Annotated in this window: 18 protein-coding genes and 1 other annotated feature; of the genes, 13 read left to right on the top strand and 5 right to left on the bottom strand. The window is 68.9% G+C overall.

Translation table 11 applies throughout. From position 1 onward, the window contains the following. The first annotated feature begins 48 nt into the window (after positions 1 to 48). The 13 genes from AC07XS_RS14145 (at position 49) to AC07XS_RS14085 (ending at position 15,107) form a co-directional block, all read left to right on the top strand. Positions 49 to 987: an alpha-E domain-containing protein gene (locus tag AC07XS_RS14145; protein ID WP_152948901.1), complete on the top strand. Its 939-nt coding sequence runs from the start codon at positions 49 to 51 to the stop codon at positions 985 to 987. A gap of 2 nt (positions 988 to 989) precedes the next feature. Further along, on the top strand, positions 990 to 1,829 hold the full coding sequence (locus AC07XS_RS14140; protein WP_182714929.1) for a transglutaminase-like domain-containing protein: 840 nt from the start codon (positions 990 to 992) through the stop codon (positions 1,827 to 1,829). A 64-nt stretch (positions 1,830 to 1,893) separates the two neighbouring features. Then, on the top strand, positions 1,894 to 2,679 hold the full coding sequence (locus tag AC07XS_RS14135) for a peptidase (RefSeq protein WP_182714930.1): 786 nt from the start codon (positions 1,894 to 1,896) through the stop codon (positions 2,677 to 2,679). A 96-nt stretch (positions 2,680 to 2,775) separates the two neighbouring features. Then, entirely contained in the window at positions 2,776 to 5,148 is a 2,373-nt protein-coding gene (locus AC07XS_RS14130) for a TonB-dependent receptor domain-containing protein (RefSeq protein WP_182714931.1), read from the top strand. 75 nt (positions 5,149 to 5,223) lie between these two features. Beyond that, positions 5,224 to 5,910, top strand: a complete 687-nt coding sequence (locus AC07XS_RS14125; RefSeq protein WP_182714932.1) for a Fe2+-dependent dioxygenase — start codon at positions 5,224 to 5,226, stop codon at positions 5,908 to 5,910. 94 nt (positions 5,911 to 6,004) lie between these two features. After that, positions 6,005 to 8,062, top strand: a complete 2,058-nt coding sequence (locus tag AC07XS_RS14120) for a TonB-dependent receptor domain-containing protein (RefSeq protein WP_182714933.1) — start codon at positions 6,005 to 6,007, stop codon at positions 8,060 to 8,062. A gap of 99 nt (positions 8,063 to 8,161) precedes the next feature. Beyond that, a complete protein-coding gene (locus AC07XS_RS14115; RefSeq protein WP_224761222.1) occupies positions 8,162 to 8,815 on the top strand; it encodes a PepSY-associated TM helix domain-containing protein in 654 nt (217 codons plus the stop codon). Positions 8,816 to 8,826: 11 nt separating this feature from the next. Further along, a complete protein-coding gene (locus AC07XS_RS14110; protein WP_054763967.1) occupies positions 8,827 to 9,339 on the top strand; it encodes a DUF2271 domain-containing protein in 513 nt (170 codons plus the stop codon). Between the two features lie 11 nt (positions 9,340 to 9,350). Then, complete coding sequence (locus AC07XS_RS14105; RefSeq protein WP_182714935.1) at positions 9,351 to 10,151, top strand: DUF4198 domain-containing protein; 801 nt, start codon at positions 9,351 to 9,353, stop codon at positions 10,149 to 10,151. A 9-nt stretch (positions 10,152 to 10,160) separates the two neighbouring features. Then, positions 10,161 to 11,270, top strand: a complete 1,110-nt coding sequence (locus tag AC07XS_RS14100; RefSeq protein WP_182714936.1) for an FAD:protein FMN transferase — start codon at positions 10,161 to 10,163, stop codon at positions 11,268 to 11,270. Beyond that, positions 11,267 to 12,643 (top strand): sulfite reductase subunit alpha, encoded by a 1,377-nt coding sequence (locus tag AC07XS_RS14095; protein WP_182714937.1) that lies wholly within the window; start codon positions 11,267 to 11,269, stop codon positions 12,641 to 12,643. Before AC07XS_RS14100 ends, AC07XS_RS14095 begins: the two co-directional genes overlap by 4 nt. Before the next feature lie 220 nt (positions 12,644 to 12,863). Continuing rightward, positions 12,864 to 13,826, top strand: coding sequence for a flavin reductase family protein (locus AC07XS_RS14090; protein ID WP_182714938.1), 963 nt, complete (start codon positions 12,864 to 12,866; stop codon positions 13,824 to 13,826). Positions 13,827 to 13,910: 84 nt separating this feature from the next. After that, positions 13,911 to 15,107, top strand: a complete 1,197-nt coding sequence (locus tag AC07XS_RS14085; RefSeq protein WP_152948890.1) for an acetyl-CoA C-acyltransferase — start codon at positions 13,911 to 13,913, stop codon at positions 15,105 to 15,107. A gap of 46 nt (positions 15,108 to 15,153) precedes the next feature. Here AC07XS_RS14085 and AC07XS_RS14080 read toward each other — a convergent pair whose 3' ends face one another. From AC07XS_RS14080 to AC07XS_RS14060, 5 genes are all read right to left on the bottom strand, one after another. Then, the gene (locus AC07XS_RS14080; RefSeq protein ID WP_182714939.1) at positions 15,154 to 16,635 is read right to left on the bottom strand and encodes a SulP family inorganic anion transporter; all 1,482 of its coding nucleotides are present in this window, start codon (positions 16,633 to 16,635) and stop codon (positions 15,154 to 15,156) included. A gap of 35 nt (positions 16,636 to 16,670) precedes the next feature. Further along, positions 16,671 to 16,734 (bottom strand) — a sequence feature (sul1 is cis-regulatory element that is thought to sense ions involved in sulfur or methionine metabolism; They are found in Alphaproteobacteria). 66 nt (positions 16,735 to 16,800) lie between these two features. Further along, the gene (locus AC07XS_RS14075; protein WP_321208147.1) at positions 16,801 to 19,182 is read right to left on the bottom strand and encodes an ATP-binding protein; all 2,382 of its coding nucleotides are present in this window, start codon (positions 19,180 to 19,182) and stop codon (positions 16,801 to 16,803) included. A gap of 98 nt (positions 19,183 to 19,280) precedes the next feature. After that, complete coding sequence (locus tag AC07XS_RS14070) at positions 19,281 to 19,847, bottom strand: hypothetical protein (protein ID WP_054763961.1); 567 nt, start codon at positions 19,845 to 19,847, stop codon at positions 19,281 to 19,283. 70 nt (positions 19,848 to 19,917) lie between these two features. Then, entirely contained in the window at positions 19,918 to 20,325 is a 408-nt protein-coding gene (locus AC07XS_RS14065) for a CBS domain-containing protein (RefSeq protein WP_054763960.1), read from the bottom strand. 62 nt (positions 20,326 to 20,387) lie between these two features. Continuing rightward, a complete protein-coding gene (locus AC07XS_RS14060) occupies positions 20,388 to 21,881 on the bottom strand; it encodes a vWA domain-containing protein (protein ID WP_494732679.1) in 1,494 nt (497 codons plus the stop codon). Positions 21,882 to 21,924 lie beyond the last annotated feature (43 nt).

Genomic DNA, 21,924 nt, shown 5'->3' with positions numbered 1-21,924 from the left:
CTCCACCCCCCTTCGGGCGGTCCCCCTCCCCCAATGGGGGAGGAATAGATGCTCTCTCGCACCGCAGACAGTCTCTATTGGACCGGCCGCTATATGGAGCGGGCCGATTTTCTTGCGCGCATTCTGGAGGCGGCGATCCGGCTGGCGGCCCTGCCGGCCAAGGATCAGGCGACCGTCACCGCCTGGGCGGGGGCCATCGCCTCGTCGGGGGTGAAGTCGGCCTTCGACGCCACCGGCCGCACCGTGTCGGAGAAGTCCGTCCGCGAATATCTGGCCTTCGGAGCCGACAATACGACCTCGATCAAGGCCTGTATCACCCGGGCGCGGACCAACGCCCGTTCGGTGCGGACCGCCCTGACCATCGAGCTGTGGGAGGCGATCAACGGCGCCTGGAACGGGCTGAACGAACTGGGCGAGCCGACCCGCCGCGACGACTTCACCAACTTCCTGGACTTCGTGAAATCGACGTCCCTGGCGGTGGAGGGGGCCTCGTCGCGGACCATGTTGCGCAATGACGCCTACTGGTTCCTGCGGCTGGGCATGGCAATCGAGCGGGCCGACAACACCGCCCGCCTGCTGGACGTGAAATATCACCTGCTGCTGCCGCCAGGCGAACGGGTGGGCGGACAGCTGGACTATTTCCAGTGGACCACCCTGTTGCGCGAGGTCTCAGCCCTGACCGCCTATCGGTGGGTCTATCGGGAGTCGGTGCGGCCCTGGCTGGTGGCGGACCTCCTGGTGCTGAACCGGCAGATGCCGCGGTCCCTGGCCAGCTGCCAGGGGATGATCGTCAGCTATCTGGAGAAGCTGGCCGCCGACTATGGCCGGCGCGGCCCGGCTCAGCGGCTGGCGTCGAACCGGCTGACCCAGTTCAACGAGGCCCGGATCGAGGACATCTTCCAGTCGGGCCTGCATGAATACATCCAGGGCTTTCTGAACGAGAACAACGCCCTGGGCGCCGCCATCCACGAACAGTATCTGGTCTGACCATGCGGATCCGGATCGACCACTCCACCCGCTACGCCTACGCCCGGCCCGCGCGGTTCATCGTCCAGGTGCTGCGGCTCACGCCCCGGTCCTGCGAGGCCCAGCAGGTGCGGGAATGGCGGATCGAGACCGACGTCGACGCCCGGCTGCGGCGCAGCGACGACGCCTTCGGCAATATCGTGCACAGCCTCTATACCGAGCGGCCGACCGACGCCCTGACCATCCGGGTGACGGGCGAGGTCTCGACCGTGGACACCGGCGGGGTGATCCGGGGGCAGAACGAGCGGCTGCAGCCGGGCGTCTATCTGCGCGACACCCGGCTGACCCAGGCCGATGCGGCCCTGATCGACTTCGCCCGGTCCGTGCCCGAGGGCGCGGCCCTGGAGCGGATGCACCGTCTGATGGGGGCCATCCACGCCGGCGTCGCTTTCGAGGTCGGGGCGACCTCCGCCACCCATACGGCGTCCGAGGCCTTCGCCATCGGTCGCGGCGTCTGCCAGGATCACGCCCAGATCTTCATCGCCTGCGCCCGGACCCTGGGCGTGCCGGCCCGTTATGTCTCGGGCCATCTGAACCGGTCGGACGGCCGGCACGACCAGGACGCCGCCCACGCCTGGGCCGAGGCCTGGATCGAGGACCTGGGCTGGGTCGGGTTCGACGCGGCCAACGGCATTTGTCCGACCGAGAACTATGTCCGCATCGCCGTGGGCCTGGATTCGCTGGGGGCGACGCCGATCCGGGGAACCAGCTATGGCGGCGGGGTCGGCAGTCTGACGGTGGCCCTTCATGTGCGGCCTGTGCAACAGGGCCGGCAACAACATCAGAGCCGGGGATGGTCCTGATCGTCATGTCGCGGGAATCTGTTAGCGTCTGCGGATTCGCGGAACGGGGAGCGGATAGGGGACAGTGACCTATTGCGTAGGCATGTTGGTGCACGAGGGGTTGGCGATGATCGCCGACACCCGCACCAATGCGGGCGTGGACAACATCTCGTCCTATCGAAAGCTGCACGTCTTCGAAAAGCCGGGCGAGCGGGTGCTGGCCGTGGCGACGGCGGGCAATCTGTCGGTGACCCAGACGGCCCTGGCCATGGTGGCCGAAGGGGTCAAGCTGCCGGATTCTAGCGGGCCGGAGACGCTGGAGACCGCGCCGACCCTGTTTCGAGCGGCCCAGATCCTGGGCCATGCGATGGCCACGGTCCGGGCGACGATCAACACCCCCGCCTCGCCGACCGCCGACGCCCTGAACGTCAACGCCTCCATGCTGCTGGGCGGCCAGATCGCGGGCGGCAAGATGGGGCTGTATCTGATCTACGGCCAGGGCAATTTCATCGAATGCGGGGCCGACACGCCGTATCTGCAGATCGGCGAGCTGAAATACGGCAAGCCGATCCTGGACCGAGCCCTGCATTCCGACACCCCGCTGTCCGAGGCGGTGAAGCTGGGGTTGATCTCGTTCGACTCGACCATTCGCTCCAACATCGCCGTGGGACCGCCGCTGGATCTGATCGTGATCCGCCGCGACAGTCTGTCGGGGATGGAGCGGCGGCTGGAGGCGGACGATCCCTATTTTCGCGACCTGGGCCGGCGGTGGTCGGAGGCATTGGCTGCGGCGCACCAGGCCATGCCGGCGCCGAACTGGCTTGATTTGGGCGCGCAGACGGCGCCGTCTCGCCCGATCAGCGTCGTCTGAATTAAGTTGCGACCCGCTCGCAATCGCTCTTGTGCGACCCGATGAAGCTGGTTATTGCGACCGCATCGCAAAATCAGACCAAAAGGTCGCCAAAACATGTCCGACTCTCGCGCCGCCTCCCTTCGCGCGCTTCTCTTCGCCTCCAGCGCCGCCGGCATGCTGGTCGCCGCCCCCGCCATCGCCGCTGACGCGACCGCCGAAGACGGCGTGGTCGTCACCGCCGATCCCCAGCAACAGCCCGCCAACCTGGGCACGATCGACGTCAACGGCCAGCTGAAGAAGCCTGCGCCGGTCAGTCCCGAATTCGTCGCTCCCCTGGTCGATACGCCCCGCGCCGTGACCGTCATTCCCCAGGCGATCATCGAACAGACGGCGGCCTCGTCGCTGCAGGACCTGTTGCAGAATTCGCCCGGCATCACCTTCGGCGCCGGCGAGGGCGGTCAGCCCCTGGCGGACCGTCCCTTCATCCGCGGCCAGTCGTCCGGCAACAACATCTTCGTCGACGGTCTGCGGGATACGGGGGGCCAGCAGCGCGAAGTGTTCAACCTGGAACAGGTCGAGGTGATCAAGGGGCCGGACGCCGTCTATTCCGGCCGGGGCTCGGGCGGGGGCAGCGTCAATCTGAGCTCCAAATCGCCTAAACTGAACGCCTTCAACAACTTCAGCGCCGGCGTCGGGACGGACGGCTATGTCCGCGGCACGATCGACGCCAATATGCCGCTGGGTGAAACCGCCGCCCTGCGGATCAATCTGATGGGCGCCCAGGGCGACGTGCCCGGCCGCGACAGCGTCGATTACGACAAATGGGGCCTGGGGATCAGTCTGGGCGCGGGCTTGGGAACCGGCTCGTCCATGGTCTTCAGCTACTACCATCTGACCAGCGACCAGATGCCCGACTACGGCATTCCGCTGTTCACCAAGATCCAGTCGCGCACGACCGACAGCGGCGTGCTGGACGTGCCCTATGACAGTTTCTACGGGCTGACGGCGCGCGACTATCTGACCAATGAGGTCGACAGCTTCACCTTCAAGGCCGAGCACCGCTTCAGCGACCTTCTGACGATCCGCAACGTCAGCCGCTATGCGGAGACGCTGAACGACTACATCGTCACCAACCCCGGCGACGGCGGCTATGTCGGCCGCGCAGCCGACGGGACCTATTGGATGAAGCGGGGGACCAAGACCCGCTGGAACCCGGTCACCACCCTGGCCAATGTGACGGATGTCTTCGGCCAGTTCGCCACCGGTTCGATCAAGCACAGCTATGACGTCGGCGTGGAGCTGTCGCGCGAGCACAACAAGAACGCCACCTATTCGACCTACACCACCTCCGGCGCGGCCTGTCCGACGGGTCTGACGCCCGTGTCGGGAACCTATCCGATCGCCACAGGCGCCTCGGGCGCCGGCGACTGCACCCCGGTGTATAATCCCAACCCCGAAGACTCCTGGACCGGCGTGATCAATCGCGGTCCGACCAGTTCGAATACGACCGAGGCCATTGGCGTCTACGCCAACGACAGCATCACCCTGACCGACCGACTGATCCTGAACCTGGGCGTTCGCTGGGACCAATATTCGGTCAAGGGCGTGAACGCCGTTTTGGGTTCGCCTTCGTCCACGGCTGGCGTCTGGAACGTCATGGGCTACACCGTCGTGCCGGAACAGACCTGGGAGTTCACCAACTATCAGGTTGGTCTGGTGTTCAAGCCGACGCAGAACAGCAGCGTCTATGCGTCCTGGTCCACCTCCTCGACGCCGCCGACCATTTCGGCGGGCGACCAGAACGCCTCGGGCGGCACGGGCACGGTCGATGGCGTCGCCAACACCGTTCTGGATCCGGAAGACACCGAGAGCTTCGAGATCGGCGCCAAGGCCAATGTCTTGAACGACCGTCTCGCCCTGTCGGCGGCCGCCTTCCATCTGACCCGCAAGAACGCCCTGATCTTGGTCGAGCCGAACATCTTCCGTCAGGAAGGCGAGGTCGAGGTCAACGGCTTCGAACTGGGCGTGTCAGGCAGCATCACGCCGAAATGGACCGTGTTCGGCGGCTATACCTATATGGATTCCGAACTGACCAAGGCGGCCGTGGTCGTGTCGGGGACGCCGCCGGTCGCAAGCGTCAATCCGCTGCAAGGCCTGCCCCTAGCCAATACGCCCAAGAACAGCGCGAGCCTGTTCACCACCTATCGCCTGCTGCCCAAACTGACGATCGGCGGCGGCGTCTATTACACCTCCAAGTCCTGGGGCGGAAACCAGGGCGGGGCCGGCGGCGGGAACAACCGCGTCTATGCGCCCGAATGGACCCGCGTTGACGCCTTCGCCACCTATGACCTTTCGGACCGCGCCAGCCTGCAGCTGAACGTCAAGAACGCCACGGACGAGGAATACATCATCCGCACCAACGGGGTTCACCACGCCGATCCGGCGGCCGGTCGTCAGGCCATTCTGGCCCTGAACCTGCGCTTCTAAAGGCCTCTATCCCCGGCCTATAACTGGCGGCTCCGTCCTTCCGGCGGGGCCGCCTTTCTTTTCAGCGAGAGCGACGTGCTGCTGCAAATCCCCGAAGTCTTCTCCAAGGCCGAAGTGAAGGCGCTGCGCGAGCGGCTGGACGCCGGACCGTGGGCCGACGGAAACATGACCTCGGGCCATCAGTCGGCGACGGCCAAGCGGAACCAGCAGCTGCCGGAAGACTCCGACATCGCCAAGGAGGTCTCGGCCCTGATCGTCCAGGCCTTGAACGCCAATCCCATGTTCGTCGCCGCCGCCCTGCCGCACACGATCTTTCCGCCCTTGTTCAACCGCTATGAGGGCGGGGGCGAGTTCGGCCTGCACGTGGACAACGCCCTCCGCCAGCAGCGGGGCAGCGGGTCAATCCGTATACGGAGCGACCTGTCGGCGACCCTGTTCCTGTCCGAGCCCGAGGACTATGACGGCGGCGAGCTGATCATCGAGGAGATGTACGGGCCGCAGTCGGTCAAGCTGCCGGCCGGGGATCTGGTGCTTTATCCGTCCAAGAGCCTGCACAAGGTCATGCCGGTGACGCGCGGGGCGCGGGTCTCGTCCTTCATGTGGATGCAGAGCCTGATCCGGGACGACGGCGACCGCGAGATGCTGTTCCGCCTGGACGTGGCGACCCAGCGCGTGGCCCTGGAGAAGGGGCCGAAGGATCAGGCGGTGATCGAACTGACCGGCGTCTATCACAATCTGCTGCGGCGCTGGTCCGAGGTGTGACGTCCCGACCGCCCCGTCTGTGACCCCAGGGTCGCAGTCCGCTTTATAAGGTCGCAGGGCTGAACCAAGGCGGGGCTGGTCTATTGTGACCGGGATGTTCCAAGACGCGCCCCCTGCTCCGCCCGCACAACTGTCTGAAATCACGGTGACGGCGGCCCGTCTGCCGCCCGCCGCCGCCGACGCCGCCTTTTCGGTGGTGCGGCTGGACCAAACCGTGCTGGAGCGGTCCGTCCGTCTGGACGAGGCCCTGCGGACCGTGCCGGCCGTGTCCCTGTTCCGCCGCACCTCCAGCCTGGCCGCCAATCCGACGACCCAGGGGATTTCTCTGCGGGCCATCGCCCCGTCCGGCGCGGGCCGGACCCTGGTGACCCTGGACGGGGTCCCGCTGAACGATCCGTTCGGCGGCTGGGTGATCTGGTCCCAGGTCGCGCCGGAATCGCTGGAGCGGGTGGACGTCGTGCGCGGCGCGGGCGCGGGGCCCTATGGCGCGGGCGCCCTGACCGGGACCATCGCCCTGACGGAGCGGGCGCGGGGCGGGGTGCTGGACCTGTCGCTCGCCGAGCGCGGCGGGGCGCGGGCGGCGGGATCTGGATCGACCATGCTGGGGCCGGTCAGCGCGACCCTGTCGGGCCTGTATGAGACCAGCGACGGCTATACGCCCGTGCGCGGAGCGGCGGCGGGTGCGGCGGACAGGCCGCTGGACCTGGACAGCCGCAGCGCCGCCCTGCGGGTCGATGCGCCGCTGGACGGGGTGAATCTGCAAGGGGCGAACCTGTCCCTACGCGCGGCGACCTGGGAGGAGGACCGGGGCTCCGGCCTGCTGAACGCCCGGTCCAACGCCAGCGGCCACAGCCTCAGCGCCACGGCCGCCAAGGCGCCTACCGTCGACGGCTACGGCTGGCGGCTGCAGGCCTGGCGGATCGAGAGCGACTTCGCCAACAGCTCGGCCTCGGTGGCGGCGGACCGGTCGACGACGACCCCGGCCAATGATCAGTACAAGACCCCGGCGACCGGCTGGGGACTGAACGCGGCCCTGCGCCGTCGCGTGGCCGAGATCGCGGGCGGCCGGCTGGAATGGGAGGTCGGCGCCGACGCCCGCTTCAACGAGGGCGCGACCAATGAGTTCTTCAGCAATCCCACCGGCGCGGGCTTCGCGCGGGGACGGCGCGCGGGCGGCGAGACCTCGGTGGCCGGGGCCTATGTGGACGGGTCGTGGACCGGCGGGGACTGGCTGGTCGCGGGCGGTCTGCGCTACGACCGGTGGAAGAACGAGGCGGGCTTCCGCTACGAATACACGCTGGCGACCGGGGCGCCGATCCTGGACGAGACCGACGAGGACCGGTCGGGCGAGGTGGTCAGCGCGCGACTGGCGGCGCGGCGCGATCTGGCCGCCTGGCTGGGCGAGGGTTACGCCTGGCGGGCGGCGGCCTATTCGGGCTTTCGGCCCGCGACCCTGAACGAACTGCACCGGCCTTTCCGGGTCGGCAACGACATCACCGAGGCGAATGCGGGGCTGGAGCCCGAAACCCTTCGCGGGATCGAGACGGGCCTGGCCTTCGACCGGAGCGGCGTCGCCTGGGGGGCGACCGTCTTCTGGAACGAGATCGAGGACGCCATCGTCAATGTGACGATCGGCGAAGGACCGGCGACCTTCCCGCGCGCGGGCTTCGTGCCGGCGGGCGGCGTGCTGCGCCAACGCCAGAACGCCGGCACGATCAAAGCCTGGGGCCTGGAGCTGAACGGTTCGGTCCGGGCGACCGAGGCCCTGGCGCTGAACGCCGCCCTGTCCTGGACCGACGCCGAGGTGGACGGCGGGACGGCGGCGCCGCAGTTGACCGGCCTGCGTCCGGCCCAGGCGCCGGAATGGAGCGCGACGGCGGGCGTCGACTGGCGGGCGACGGATCGGCTGAGCCTGGGTCTGGCCGCGCGCTATGAATCGGCCCGGTTCGACGATGATCTGAACAGCCGCACCCTGGACCCCGCCGTCACCCTGGACGCTCGCGCGGAATGGTCGGCCGCGGACGGGGTGATGATCTGGGCCGCCGTCGACAACGCTTTCGACGCGGATGTGGAGGTGTCTATGACCGGGTCCGACGTTGCGGGCTACGGCCCCCCGCGCACGGTGCGGGCCGGGGTCAGGTTCAGCTACTGACGGTCTCTGCGCGACGAATTCGCCGCATCGCTTGCTATTGCAAACGGTTCGCAACAGTGGCACAGCCGTCCCGTGACCGAACTCGCCGCAGAAAACCAGATCGAGCCCACCTCAAGGGGTGCGAAAAAGCCGAAGGCGGCGCTGAACGGCGCGCGGTCCTTCTGGCTGAAGCAGCTGCATTCCTGGCATTGGATTTCGGCGGCCGTCAGCCTGGTCGGCATGATCCTGTTCGCAGTCACGGGCATCACCCTGAACCATGCGGCCTCGATCCCGGCCGAGCCGGTGACGGTCGAACAGACCGCGACCCTGCCGGCGCCCCTGCTGCAACGGCTTGCGGCCTATCCGCAGGAGACGACCGAGCCGGTTCCCGACGCCGTCGCCCGCTGGTCGGCCGAGGCGCTGAAGGTTCAGATCGCCGGGCGGCCGACCGAGACGACGCCCGAGGAGATCTACGTCGCCCTGCCGATTCCCGGCGGCGACGGCTGGCTGACCATCGACCGGGCGACGGGCGAGGCGGTCCATGAAAAGACCACGCGCGGCTGGATCGCCTATCTGAACGACCTGCATAAGGGGCGGAATGCGGGGACGGTCTGGTTCTGGTTCATCGACGTCTTCGCCGTCGCCTGCGTCATCTTTGCGGTGACGGGGCTGGGGCTGATGTGGCTGCATGCGCGCGGCCGTCCCTCCACCTGGCCCCTGGCGGCGCTGGGCCTGCTGATCCCCGTCGTCATCGCCCTGATCTTCATCCATTGAGAGTGTAACGGATGCGTCTTCTCCCCATCGTCGTCACCACCGCCGGCCTGACCCTGGCCGCCGCTCCGGCCCTGGCGGCGGATCTGTCGGTCACGGTCGAAGTGCCGCGGCTGAACACCGCCTCCTATCACCGGCCCTATGTGGCGGTCTGGATCGAGAAGCCGGATCAGACGGCGGTTCAGACCCTGGCGGTCTGGTACCAGCAGACCCGCAACAATGAGGGCGACGGCAAGGACTGGCTGAAGGACCTGCGCACCTGGTGGCGCAAGGGCGGCCGGGCCATGAGCCTGCCCGCCGACGGGATTTCGGGCGCCACCCGCGCGCCGGGCCGCCAGACCGTCAACGTCCCCGCCGCCCGTCTGCGCGGGCTTCAGCCCGGCCAGTACAATCTGGTGGTCGAGGCGGCGCGCGAACTGGGCGGGCGCGAGGTGGTGCGCGTGCCCTTCCGCTGGGGCGGGGCCAATACCGCCGACGCCTCCGGCTCCACCGAACTGGGCGCCGTGCGCGTCACCGTCTCTCGCTGAGGAACAGACCCATGAAAAAGACCGTCGCGCTTCTGGCCTTCGCCGCCGCCCTGGCCGCGCCCCTGGCCGCCCAGGCGCACCGCGCCTGGATGGCGCCGACCTCGACCAGCCTGTCGGGCGCCGACGCCTGGGTCGGTTTCGATGCGGGCATGTCCAACGGGGTCTTCATCCCCGACCACGCCGCCATGCGGATGACGGGCTTGGTGGTGACGGCGCCCGACGGCTCGACCGTCCAGCCCGAACATCTGATGCAGGCCCAGTACCGCACCACCTTCGACGTCCATCTGACGCAGAACGGCACCTATAAGGTCGCCAACGTCATGGGCGGCGTCATGGCCAGCTACACCCTGAACGGCGAACAGAAGCGTTGGCGTGGAACCGCAGCCGAATATCCGGCCGCCCTGCCCGAAGGCGCGACCGACGTCCAGGCGACCCGCACCGCCAGCCGGATCGAAACCTTCGTCACCCTGAACAATCCGACCGACACCGTGTTCAAGACCACGGGCGAGGGGCTGGAGCTGGTCCCCGTGACCCATCCGAACGATCTGGTCGCCGGCGAGGCCGCCAGTTTCAAACTGCTGAAGGACGGCCGGCCCGCCGCCGATCTGGACGTGACCGTCGCGCGCGGCGGCCTGCGCTATCGCGACAATCCCGAGGAGATGACGGTCAAGACCGGCGCCGACGGCGTCTTCACCGTCACCTGGCCTGAGGCCGGCCTGTACTGGCTGAACGCCTCGGTCCGCACCCCGGCCCAGGGAGAAACCCTGGGATCGAACGCCAACTATGTGGCGGTGATGGAAGTCCTGCCCTAGACCCTGGGCATGTCCGACACGCCCTTTTCGCGCGGTTCGCGCGCCGCCCCGCCCGTCCTCACCCTGGGAGACCCGGTTCCGCTTGCGGAACGGGCCGACAACCGCGTCCTGATCCCGCCGGTCGAGGGGCCGCCGCCCCGACCGCCCGGCGATCATATCCAGGCGCTGGACGGCCGGACCATGGGCACGACCTGGAGCGTGCGCGCCATCGGGCCGCGCGGCCTGACCGAGGCGGCCTTGCGCGAGGTGATCGAGCGGGAGCTGGCGACGGTCGTGGCCCTGTTCAGTCCGTGGGAGCCGTCCAGCGAGATCAGCCGGTTCAACGCTGCCCCGCCCGGCATGTGGTCGGTGTCCCAGCCGTTTTGGGACCTGGTCGATGCGGCCATGGACCTGGGCGACGAGACCAATGGGGCGGTCGATCCGACCCTGGGCGCCCTGGTCGATCTGTGGGGTTTCGGCCCGCCGGGACCGCGCGGCGCCCTTCTGCCCCTGCCCAGCGACGAAGAGGTCGAGGCGGCCCTGAAGGTCAGCGGCTGGGGACGGCTGCGGATGAACCGCGAGGCGCGCGGCCTGATGCAGCCGGGCGGAATGAAGCTGGACCTGTCCGGCATCGCCAAGGGTCATGCGGTGGACCGGGTGTCGGACGCCCTGACGGCGCTGGGCGCGACCTCGCACCTGGTCGAGATCGGCGGAGAGCTGAAGGGCCGCGGGGTCAAGCCCGACGCCCAGCCGTGGTGGGTCGAGATCGAGCGGGTGGAGGGCGACGCCTCGCCCCGCACGGTGGCGGCCCTGTTCGACCTGGCCATGGCGACCAGCGGCGACTATCGCCGCGCCTTCCGTCATGAAGGGCGGCTCTATCCCCATACGATCGACGGATCGACCGGGCGGCCGGTCAGCAACAATCTGGCCTCGGTCACGGTGCTGCACGCCTCGGCCATGAAGGCCGACGCCTACGCCAGCGCCCTGACGGTCATGGGGCCGTTCGAGGGGCCGGAGTACGCCGAAGCGGTCGGCTTGGCCGCCCTGTTCGTCGAACGCACGCCGCGCGGCCTGGTCGAGCGGATGAGCCCGGCCTTCAAAGCCATGATGGAGGATGGGGCGGAGGCGGCGCCGGGGTGACGAACGATCCGTCCCGCTGGCTTCTGGCCCTGGCGGCCGTCGGCCTCTGGCTGGTCCTGATCGGCCTGATCGTCTGGCGCGAGCGCCGGGCGAAGGCGGCGGCGCGCGCCCGCTCCGAGGCCCTGGCCGGAGACGGGGAGGAGACGGTGCTTGTGGCCTTCGCCAGCCAGACGGGACTGGCCGAGGAACTGGCCTGGATGACCGCCCGAGCCTTGCAGGACGGCGGCTTGGGGGCGCGGGTCCTGTCGTTTGCGGACCTGGACCTGGCGACGCTGAAGGCGGCGGGCCGGGCCCTGCTGATCGTCTCGACGACGGGTGAAGGCGATCCGCCCGACAGCGCCGCGCGGCTGGTGCGAAAGGCCATGGGGGCGCCGGCCGACCTGGGCGGGCTTCGGTTCGGCCTGATGGCCCTGGGCGACCGCAGCTATGATCAGTTCTGCGGCTTCGGCCATGCGCTGGACGGCTGGCTGAGGCGCTCGGGCGCCGAGCCCCTGTTCGATCTGGTGGAGGTGGACGCCGGGGACGCGGGCGCCGTGCGCCACTGGCAGCATCAGTTGAACCAGATCACCGGTCGGGCCACGGCCCCCGACTGGACCCCGCCCGCCTATGAGCCCTGGCGGCTGACGCAGCGGACCCTGATCAATCCCGGCAGTCCGGGCGGCGAAGCCTATCATCTGGTCTTGGAGCCGGTCGGGACGGCGCCGCCCTGGTCCGCCGGGGACATCGCCGAGGTGGGGCTGCCCGAGCGCGACGGCGTGACGCCGGGCGCGCGCGAATATTCGATCGCCTCGGTGCCGGCGGACGGGCGGGTCGAACTGGTGGTGCGGCTGATGCGCCGGCCGGACGGGACGCCCGGCCTGGCCTCGGGCCGGCTGACCCAGGACCTGGCTCTGGGCGAAACCATCGACATGCGGGTGCGGACCAACCGCAGCTTCCACGGGCCGGAGGATCAGACGCCGATGATCCTGATCGGCAACGGCACGGGGATCGCGGGGCTGAGGGCCCATCTGAAGGCCCGCGCGGCCCAAGACGGGGGCCAGGGGGGCGGCGCCTGGCTGATGTTCGGCGAGCGGACCCAGGCGCACGACGCCTTCTTCGACGCCGAGCTTCAGGCCTGGCTGGCGTCCGGCGTTCTGACCCGGCTGGACCGGTGTTTCTCGCGCGATCCCAGCGACGGCCGCTATGTGCAGGATCTGGTCGCGGCGGCGGCGCCGGACGTCCGCGCCTGGGTGGACCGGGGCGCGGCCCTCTATGTCTGCGGCAGTCTGGAGGGGATGTCGCAAGGGGTCCATGCGGCCCTGGAGGCGGCGCTGGGCGCGGAGGCCCTGCTGACCCTGCTGGAGGACGGCCGCTATCGCCGGGACGTCTACTGAAAAGGAGATCAGCGCCGCCCGACTGCTGCGTCTGCCCGACCGAACCGGAAGCGGCGCCGTCGAATACCCGCCGCCGGGCCGTCGACCGGCTGTTCGCCTTCGCCACGGCCTCGCTGGACGCCGGATGATCCGAATCGGGGACGGCGTCGTAAATCGTGGCGTCCGAGGGCGGACTTCCCCTAAAAGACGCCTTTCGTTTCCGATTGGACCGCCTCGCCTCATGACTGAATCGCCGCCCCGGATCGGAGGCCTGGACGTCCAAGGTCTGAACGTCCAAGGTCTGGGCGATCCCGAGGACCCGATCGTCCTGTTGATCGGTCCGCCCGAGCGGCTGTCGGCGGACGGGCGACGGTGGGTGCGGGCCCTGGTGGAGGCCGGCCGTCACGTGCTGCTGGCGCCGCTGGACGAGGCGGACGGGGAGGGGGCGGCGGTCGCCCTGCGCGCCCTTTTGACCGAACTGTCGTCCCGGCCCGCCTTGCTGTGTTCGGCCCAGACCCTGGCGGCGGTCCATCCGGCCCTGGTCGTGACCGGTCCGGCCCTGGTCAGCTGTCTGATCGTGGTCGGGGCGGCGCCGGATGCGGCGACGCCAGCAGACCTGCCGCGGCTCGATCTGGAAGCCGAACCGGCGGGCGAGGCGACCGAGGCGGCGCTGCTGGGCTTTCTGGAACGCCATGCGCCGCGCCAGGCCCTGCATTATCAGGCCGGGTCGGACGCCCGCACCCTGCGCGACGCCCTGGGCTGTTTCGCCACCGGGGTCACGGTGGTCACCACCCTGGATGAACAGGGCCAGCCGGTGGGGCTGACCGCCAACTCCTTCTCCTCGGTGTCGCTGGACCCGCCCCTGATCCTGTTCTGCCTGGCGCGCAGTTCGTCGAACCTGGAGCGGTTCCGGCGGGCCGAGCATTTCGCCATCAACGTCCTGCACATCGGCCAGCAACCGATGTCGGGCGTTTTCGCCCGGTCGTCGACCGAACGGTTCGACGGCGTCGCCTGGGAGAGCTGGGACACCGGCGCCCCCATACTGTCCGGCTCCCTGGCCAGTTTCGAATGCGCCACCCATCAGGTGGTGGAGGCGGGGGATCATCTGGTCTTCATCGGCCGGGTCGCGCGCGCCCGGTTCGAGCCGCGCCGCGATCCCCTGCTCTATTTCCGGGGCCGTTACCGGCGGCTCCATTTCGCCTGAGCCGCGCCCGACCCGGTTCGCATCCCGGTTCACAACGGGCGGTCGGATCGCTATCTCAGGCGCCAAATCAAGAGGAAGCCCGCCATGTCCCCCGATCCCGCCCAAGATCCCGTCGTCATCGTCTCCTACGCCAGAACCCCGATGGGCGGATTCCAGGGCGTGCTGTCGGACGCCAAGTCCACCGACCTGGGCGCGGCGGCGGTGAAGGCGGCGCTGGAGCGGGCGGGCCTGGCGCCGGACAAGGTCGAACAGATCATCATGGGCTGCGTCCTGCCCGCCGGCCTGGGCCAGGCGCCGGCGCGTCAGGCGGGTCTCGGCGCGGGCCTGCCGATCTCGGCCGAGGCGACCACGATCAACAAGATGTGCGGCTCGGGCATGCAGGCGGCCATGATGGCCCATGACGCCCTGCTGGCCGGCTCGGCCGAGGTGATCGTGGCGGGCGGCATGGAGTCCATGACCAACGCCCCCTATCTGATGCACAAGCACCGCGGCGGCGCCCGCATCGGCCATGACGTCATCTCCGACAGCATGTATCTGGACGGTCTGGAAGACGCCTATGAGCCCGGCAAGCTGATGGGCCAGTTCGCCGAGGACACGGCCAAGGCCTATCAGTTCACCCGCGAACAGCAGGACGCCTATGCGGTCGAAAGCGCCGGCCGGGCCAAGCGCGCCCAGGACAGCGGCGACTTCGACGCCGAGATCACGCCGGTCGAGGTCAAGACGCGCAAGGGCGTGGTGGTCGTGGACCGCGACGAACAGCCGACCAAGTCCGATCCGTCCAAGATCCCCAATCTGAAGCCCGCCTTCGGCAAGGACGGGACCATCACCGCCGCCTCGGCCGCCTCCATCTCGGACGGCGCGGCCGCCCTGGTGATGATGCGCCAGTCCACGGCCCAGGCCCTGGGTCTGACCCCCATCGCCCGCGTCGTGGCCCAGGCCGCCCACGCCCATGAGCCCAGCCTGTTCACCACCGCCCCGGTCTTCGCCCTGCAAAAGGCGCTGAAGAAGGCCGGCTGGACGCCTGAGGACGTCGATCTGTGGGAGGTCAACGAGGCCTTCGCCATCGTGCCGATGATCGCCATGCAGGAGCTGGGCGTCCCCCACGACAAGATCAACGTCAACGGCGGCGCCTGCGCCCTGGGCCATCCGCTGGGCGCCTCCGGCGCTCGCGTCCTGACCACCTTGCTGTCGGCCCTGAAGGCCCGCGGCAAGACCCGGGGCATGGCCGCCCTGTGCATCGGCGGCGGCGAGGCGACGGCGATGGGGGTAGAGCTGGTTTAAGGGGCGGGGCGGACCGACCGATGGCCCGCAGACGGAGAGAAGAGGCTCAGTGGGCGGCGCCGACGGGCAGGTGGCTCTTGTCATGCCGGCCCAGCTTGTCGATCAGGGTTCGCCCGGCCTCATTCATTCCGATGAGATCGACCTGCGCCCCCTGACGGCGATAGCGGAACACGACCTTGTCCACGGCGGCCACGCCGGTCAGATCCCAGAGATGGGCGTCGGTCATGTCGATCTCGACGCGGGTCGGCCGGCCGTGATGTTCGAAGGCGGCGGCGAACACGTCGGCCGAGGCGAAGAAGAGATTGCCGGTCACCCGGTATCGCAACACGCCCTCCTGCGACGTCTCGATCTCCTCCACGCGAACGGTCTTGCCGACCTTACGCATGAAGAAGACGGCGGACAGGATCACGCCCAGGACCACCCCCTTCGACAGGTCGTGGGTGACGACCACCGTCGCTGTTGTGGCGATCATCACCACAGACGACTGAAACGGCGTGGAGCGCAGTTTCAACACTGAACCCCAGTCGAAGGCGCCGATCGAAACCATGATCATCACCGCCACCAGGGCCGCCATGGGGATTTGGGCGACCCAGTCCTGAAGCACCAGGATCAGAAACAGCAGGAACAGGCCGGCCCATAGGGTGGACAGGCGTCCGCGGGCTCCGCTGGTCGCATTGATGATCGACTGGCCGATCATGGCGCAGCCCGCCATGCCGCCGAACAGGGACGAGGCGATGTTGGCCATGCCCTGTCCGCGCGTCTCTCGGTCCTTGTCCGACGGCGTGTCGGTGATGTCGTCCAACAGATTGGCGGTCAGCAGGCTTTCCAACAGGCCCACAAAGGCCAGGGTCGCAGCCACCGGACCGATGACGGTCAGCGTCTCCCAGGTCAGCGGCACGTTCGGAATATGGAACATCGGCAGGGCCGAGGGCATCTGGCCCATGTCGCCGACAGTGCGGACATCAAGCCCCGTCAGGATCACGAAGGCGCTGACGGCGACGATGGCGACCAGCGGAGACGGGACCGCCCTTGTGATCCTGGGTAAGCCGTAGATGATCGCCAGGGCCGCGCCCACCAGGGCGAAGGTCTGCCAGTCGGCGCCGATCAGTTCAGGCATCTGCGCCAGGAAGATCAGGATCGCCAGGGCGTTGACGAAGCCGGTCATCACGCTGCGCGAGACGAACCTTATGTAGCGGCCCAGCTTCATCAGGCCGATGAGGATCTGAAACACGCCGGTCAGCAGCGACGCCGCGAACAGATATTCAAGCCCGTGATCGCGCACGAGCCCGACCATCAGGAGTGCCATGGCGCCGGTCGCCGCCGAGATCATGGCCGGGCGACCGCCGACGAAGGCGATGGTCACCGCGATCACGAAGCTGGCGTACAGTCCGACCGCCGGATCGACCCCGGCGATGATCGAAAAGGCGATGGCCTCGGGGATCAGAGCCAGGGCGACGACGGTCCCCGCCAGCAGATCACGGCGTGGGTTGGCGAGCCATTGCTGGCGCACGGACGCAACTATTGTCATTGAGATTTCAGTGGGGATGACCCAAGGCTCGGGTCGGTTTCCTGACGGATCGGCGGTCAGGATAGCCACCCGCCTCCTAGTTTTAGGGGCAGGTCCAAGGTGAGGCCTCCCTCATGCCTTCAAGCCGCGCGTGAAGCAAGGGCGAAGGCTGACCGTCCTTGAGCCCTACGCCGCGAACGCCTGTTTCATCGGCGTCACCGTGCCCTCGGGCCGTTTCACCGGCAGGTCGAAGCTGACCACTGTGCCGACGCCCGGTTCGCTTTCCAGCATCAGGCGGCCGCCATGCATTTCGATCAGGGACTTGGTCAGGGCCAGGCCCAGGCCGGTGCCCTGGGTGGTCTTGGAGTGCTGGCCTTCCACCTGTTCGAACGGCCGGGCCAGGCGGGCCAGGTCTTCGGGGGCGATGCCGATGCCGGTGTCGGCGCAGGAGACCTTGACCCGCGCCTGACCGTCTTCGCCTTGCGTCGCCGCCAGGGTCAGGGTGATCCGTCCGCCGGCGGGGGTGAATTTCACGGCGTTGGAGATCAGGTTCAGCATCACCTGTTTCAGTCCGCGCTGATCCGCCTCGATGTCGGGCAAATCCTCGCCCACGACGCTCAGGGTCAGGTCCGCCTCCTGAACCTTGCCCCGCATCAGCCGAACCGCGTCCTCGCACACCCCCTTCAGCGACACCGGCTCATAGTACAGGGTCATCTTGCCGGCCTCGATCTTGGCCATGTCCAGCACGTCGTTGATCAGGCTGAGCAGATGCTGGCCCGACTTCAGTATGTCGGCGGCGTAACCCTTGTATTTATCGCCGATGGGACCGAACAGCTCGGCGGCCATGATCTCCGAAAAGCCGTTGATGGCGTTCAGCGGCGTGCGCAGCTCATGGCTCATATTGGCCAGGAATTCGGACTTGGCCTGGTTGGCGGCCTCGGCCCGGGTCATGGCGATCTCATATTGGCGCGCCAGCTGGGACAGCATTTGCTGGCTGGATTCCAGCTGGGCGACGGTGCGGCTCAGGTCTTCGACGGCGCGGCGGCGTTCGGCCTCTTCGCGCTTGATGGCGGTGATGTCGGCGGCGGTGACGACCGAGCCGCCTTCTGAGGTGAAGCGTTCGGCCAGCTGCAGCCAGCGGCCGTCGTGCAGTTCGACCTCGCGCAGGCCCGCCCGCCCGTCGGACGGCGGATGTTCGGCCTTGATCGCCAGGGCGGCGATCCGGTTCAGTTCGTCCTTCAGCGCCCCGCGCCGGACCACGCCGGGGGTGAAGGCGAAGGCGTCTTCGAACCCCTGGTTCCAAAGGATCAGGCGGCCGTGCCGGTCGAACAGGACGAAGGCGTCGGAAATGCTCTCGACCCCGTCGCGCAGGCGGCTTTCGGCGGCTTGGGCGGCCGCCTTGGCGCGGCGGGCCTCGGTGATGTCCAGGGCCACGCCCAATATGGCGGAAAAGCCGACCTCGCCGCGCGCGCCGCGGGCCTGTCCCCGCGCGTCGATCCAGCGGGTGCGCCCGTCCTCGGCCGCCACGGGGAAGGTGACTTCGAAGGCGCCGTAGGCTGCCGCCTGATCGAGGGCGTGGCGGACTTCGTCGCGGAAACGGGGATGTATGCGGGCCATGACGTCTTCGGCCTGCACGACCCCGCCGCGTTCGAAGCCGAGCAGGGTCGCCATATAGTCGGACAGGGTGACTTCCTCGCCCGCCAGGTCCCATTCCCAGACGCCGCACCGAGCCGCCTCGACCGCGACCCGGAACCGCCGCTCGGACGAGGCCCATTCCCGGCTGGCCCTGGCGCGTCGCAGGCCCTGGATCAGATAGAGGATCAGCACGCCCAGGCCCAGCAGCACGGGGGCGATCAGCACCCAGGCTTCGTCCAGCAGCCCGCCGCCCTCCGCCTTGGGATCCAGCACCGTCACATAGGGGCCGCCCGGCGCGATCGGCGCGGCCGCGACCGCCCCGCCGCCCCGCGCGGCGCGGGGCGTGGTCAGGGACGGCAGGTCCTTGGGCTCCACCCCGATCAGGGCTTCAACCGGCCGCCCCGTCTCGCCCGGCTGGGGCGAGGCCAGGACGCGGCCGGAGGCCGAGACGATCCGATAGGGGGGCGCAGCCGGCAGGTCCTGGGCCACATGGGCCTCCAGCCGCCGCCCGCCCGCCTGGGGTCCGGCCAGGGTCAGGGCGCCGGGCTTGCGCGCCCCTTGCGCCGCCACCAAGGCGCCCGAGGCGTCGATGACGGAAAAGCTGACGTCGGGCGCCGCGCGCCGCGCCGCCTCGACCGCCGCCAGGGGGGCGGCGTCCTGTCCCAGGACGGGGGCGGCGGCGTCGAAGCCGGTCTGGGCGGCCTGGATCTGGACGGCGATCCGGCTGGCGGCCAGCTGGGCGTTAAGGGCCAGGTTTTCGCCGCGCAGACGATGGACCTCGCGGCCGGGCTGGCCGAGATGGCGCGTCATCATCAAGGCATAGCCGGTCGCGCCCAGGGCCAGGACCAGGACGCCGATGCGGATCCAGGCCGGGGCGCCGACGGGGGCGTGGTCGGAGGCGCGTCGTCCCCGTCCTTGCTGCCGCCGCTCCATGCCCCGCAAGTCGCTCTCCCGCCAAAATGCCGCTGATCAGGCGAATCTAGGCTGCGTCGCGGATTCCTGTCGAGACTTGGTTAACGGTTTCTGACCCGTCAGGCGGCGACGGCTGGGGATTGCGGCGACGTCTGCGCCTCCTGCGCCACGGTCACAACCGGATGAAGGGCGCTGCGGGCCTGGCGCGCCAAGTCCAGCACGGCGGGCGGGGCGTCTTCGGGCGCCTCCGCCGCCAGGGCGATCAGGCTTTCGGCCAGCCGCATCAGCTGGGGCGCCGCCGTGATCAGGCGCGCCTGAAACTCGATCCGTTGCGGATCGCGGTCGTATTCGGCGCCGGGCACGCGCCAGCCGCCCCAGTCGGCAGTGTCAGTGACGACCACGGGATAGGTGCCGGGCTGAGGGTGGTGCAGACAGTCTTCCTCGGCCTGCCACTTGTTGCGGGCGCGCAGCACGCGCCAGACGCCCAGGTCGCGGCTCGCGGCGTCCTCGGCCGCAGTCATCAGTTCGGAGGCGGCGAACTCCCGCCCCAGGCCGACGTCATAGGTGACGCGGACGGGCTCTTCGAACCCCTTGGCCCAGACCGGCTGGACCTTTTCGACCGTGGCCCAGGCGCCGACGCATTCGACCCAGACCCTCTGCCCCTTCTGGAACTGCGCGCGCGCCATGGCTGTCCTCCGGCCGTTTCAGCCGGGTAAGGATGAACGGTTCGCCTTAGCGTCGCGTGAGCGGACAGCGTTAACGCGAAATGCTCTCCAAGGCCTCGCCGGCGTACCGCTCCTTCACCCGCGTCGACAGGTCGCCCAGGGAGATCACGCCGACGATGCGGCCGTGCTTGTCCACCACGGGCGCGCGCCGAATCTGGCGCGAGGCCATCAGGTCCAGCACAGACTTCAGATCATCGGTGTCCAGCACGGTGTGCGGATCGCGCGTGATGTATTCGACGATCGGGGCGGTGGGCGCGGCCCCGGCGGCCAAGGCGCGGACCACCAGATCGCGGTCGGTCACGGCGCCGATCAGACGGTCCCCGTCGGCGACCGGTATGAAGCCGAAGTCGCCGCGGGCCATCCGTTCGGCCACCGCCTGGATCGTATCGCCGGGGCGCGCCAGATGGACGTCGCGGGTCATCACGTCGCGGATCTTCATCGCGGGTCTTCCTTGTCTGACTGTCGCGCTGAAAACCCGTCGCGAGGGCGGCGGTTCCGGCCTTACGGCGTCCGTGCAGGGGGCAGGTCTTTCGCCGCACGGACCAGCTGCACGAACTCGGCCCGGTCGCCATAGGGGTCGTCGCCCCGCGCGCCCTGGGCCTGTTCGACGATCTGATCCCAGCCGTAGTCGGCCGCCATCCAGGGATCGTCCCTCAGTTTCTGACCGAAGGCCGCGACGGCCATGGCCCAGCGCGTCGACTCCGGCGCCTGGGCGCCGACGGGGCCGGTCGCCCGGTTGGTCAGGGGCTGCTGGATCAGTTCGGACCGGCTCTGGCCCGGCTGTTTGTAGCGGATCTGGATGAAGCCGATCTCGCCGTTCGGATCGCCGCCGCCGATCCCGATCCGATTGTCGGGATAGCGCCGCTCAGGGACCTGGGTCGCGCCGCCGACGGGTGTGATTTCATAGAGGGCGGTGACGCTGGCGCCGGAGCCGACCTCGCCCGCGTCGATCCGGTCGTTGGCGAAGTCTTCCTCGTTCAGCAGCCGGGTTTCATATCCGATCAGCCGCCATTCGGCGACGCGGGCGGGGTTGAACTCGACCTGGATCTTGACGTCGTCGGCGATGGGGAAGGCGCCCTTGTCGAAAGCCGGCCCGAACAGACGCCGAGCCTCGCGCAGGCTGTCGACATAGGCCGCGACGCCGTTGCCGGCCTGGGCGATGGTCTGCATCCGCGCGTCCTGATAGTTGCCCCGCCCGAAGCCGTAGACCGACAGATAGATTCCCGTCTGGCGCTTGTCGGCGACATAGTCCTCCAGCCGCTTGTCATCGGTGACGCCCACGTTGAAGTCGCCGTCGGTGAACATCAGGATGCGGTTGACCTTGTCACGGGCGAAGTTCGCCTGGGCCTGATCATAGGCGTTGGTCATGCCGGTCGCCCCCGCCGTGCCGCCCGAGGCGTAAAGGCTGGCGACGGCGCAGCGCATCTTCAGCTTCTGGTCTCCCGGCGTCGGGGCCAGGGTCGTGCCGGCGCCTTCGGCGTAATAGGTGACGGCCAGGCTGTCCTGGGGGCGCAGCCGGTCGATGGCCAGGTTCATCGCCTTCTTGGCCAGGTCCAGCTTGTCGGGGCTGTTCATCGAACCGGAGACGTCCACCAGGAAGGTCAGGTTCAGCGGCCGCTGCTCGCCCGCCGGCAGCTCATAGCCTTGCAGGCCGACATGCACGATCTGACGCCCCTCCGCCCAGGGCGAGGCGGCGACCGCCGTGGTGATCGCGAACGGCCGGCTCCGGCTGGTCGGCCGGGCGTAGTCATAGTCGAAGGCGTTGATCAGCTCCTCGACCCGCACCGCGTCCTTGGGCGGCGCGCGACCCTCGTCGATGAAGCGCTTCACGTTCGAATAGGACGCCGTGTCCACGTCGATGGAGAAGGTCGAGACCGGCTGATCGCTGGTCCGCTTCACCGGATTCGGCGTCGCGTCGGGATAGCGTTCGGTGTCGGCCCGCGCGGGCGTGGGCGCAGGCGTGATCGGCGAGACACGATATCCGGTGACGACCACGTTCCCCGCCATCGCGGGGGGAGGCGGCGGCGGTGGGGGAGGC

The sequence above is a fragment of the Brevundimonas sp. GW456-12-10-14-LB3 genome (genome assembly GCF_059424365.1).
The sequence above is the reverse complement of the archived record's forward strand: the minus strand, read 5'-3'. Positions and strand labels throughout refer to the sequence as shown.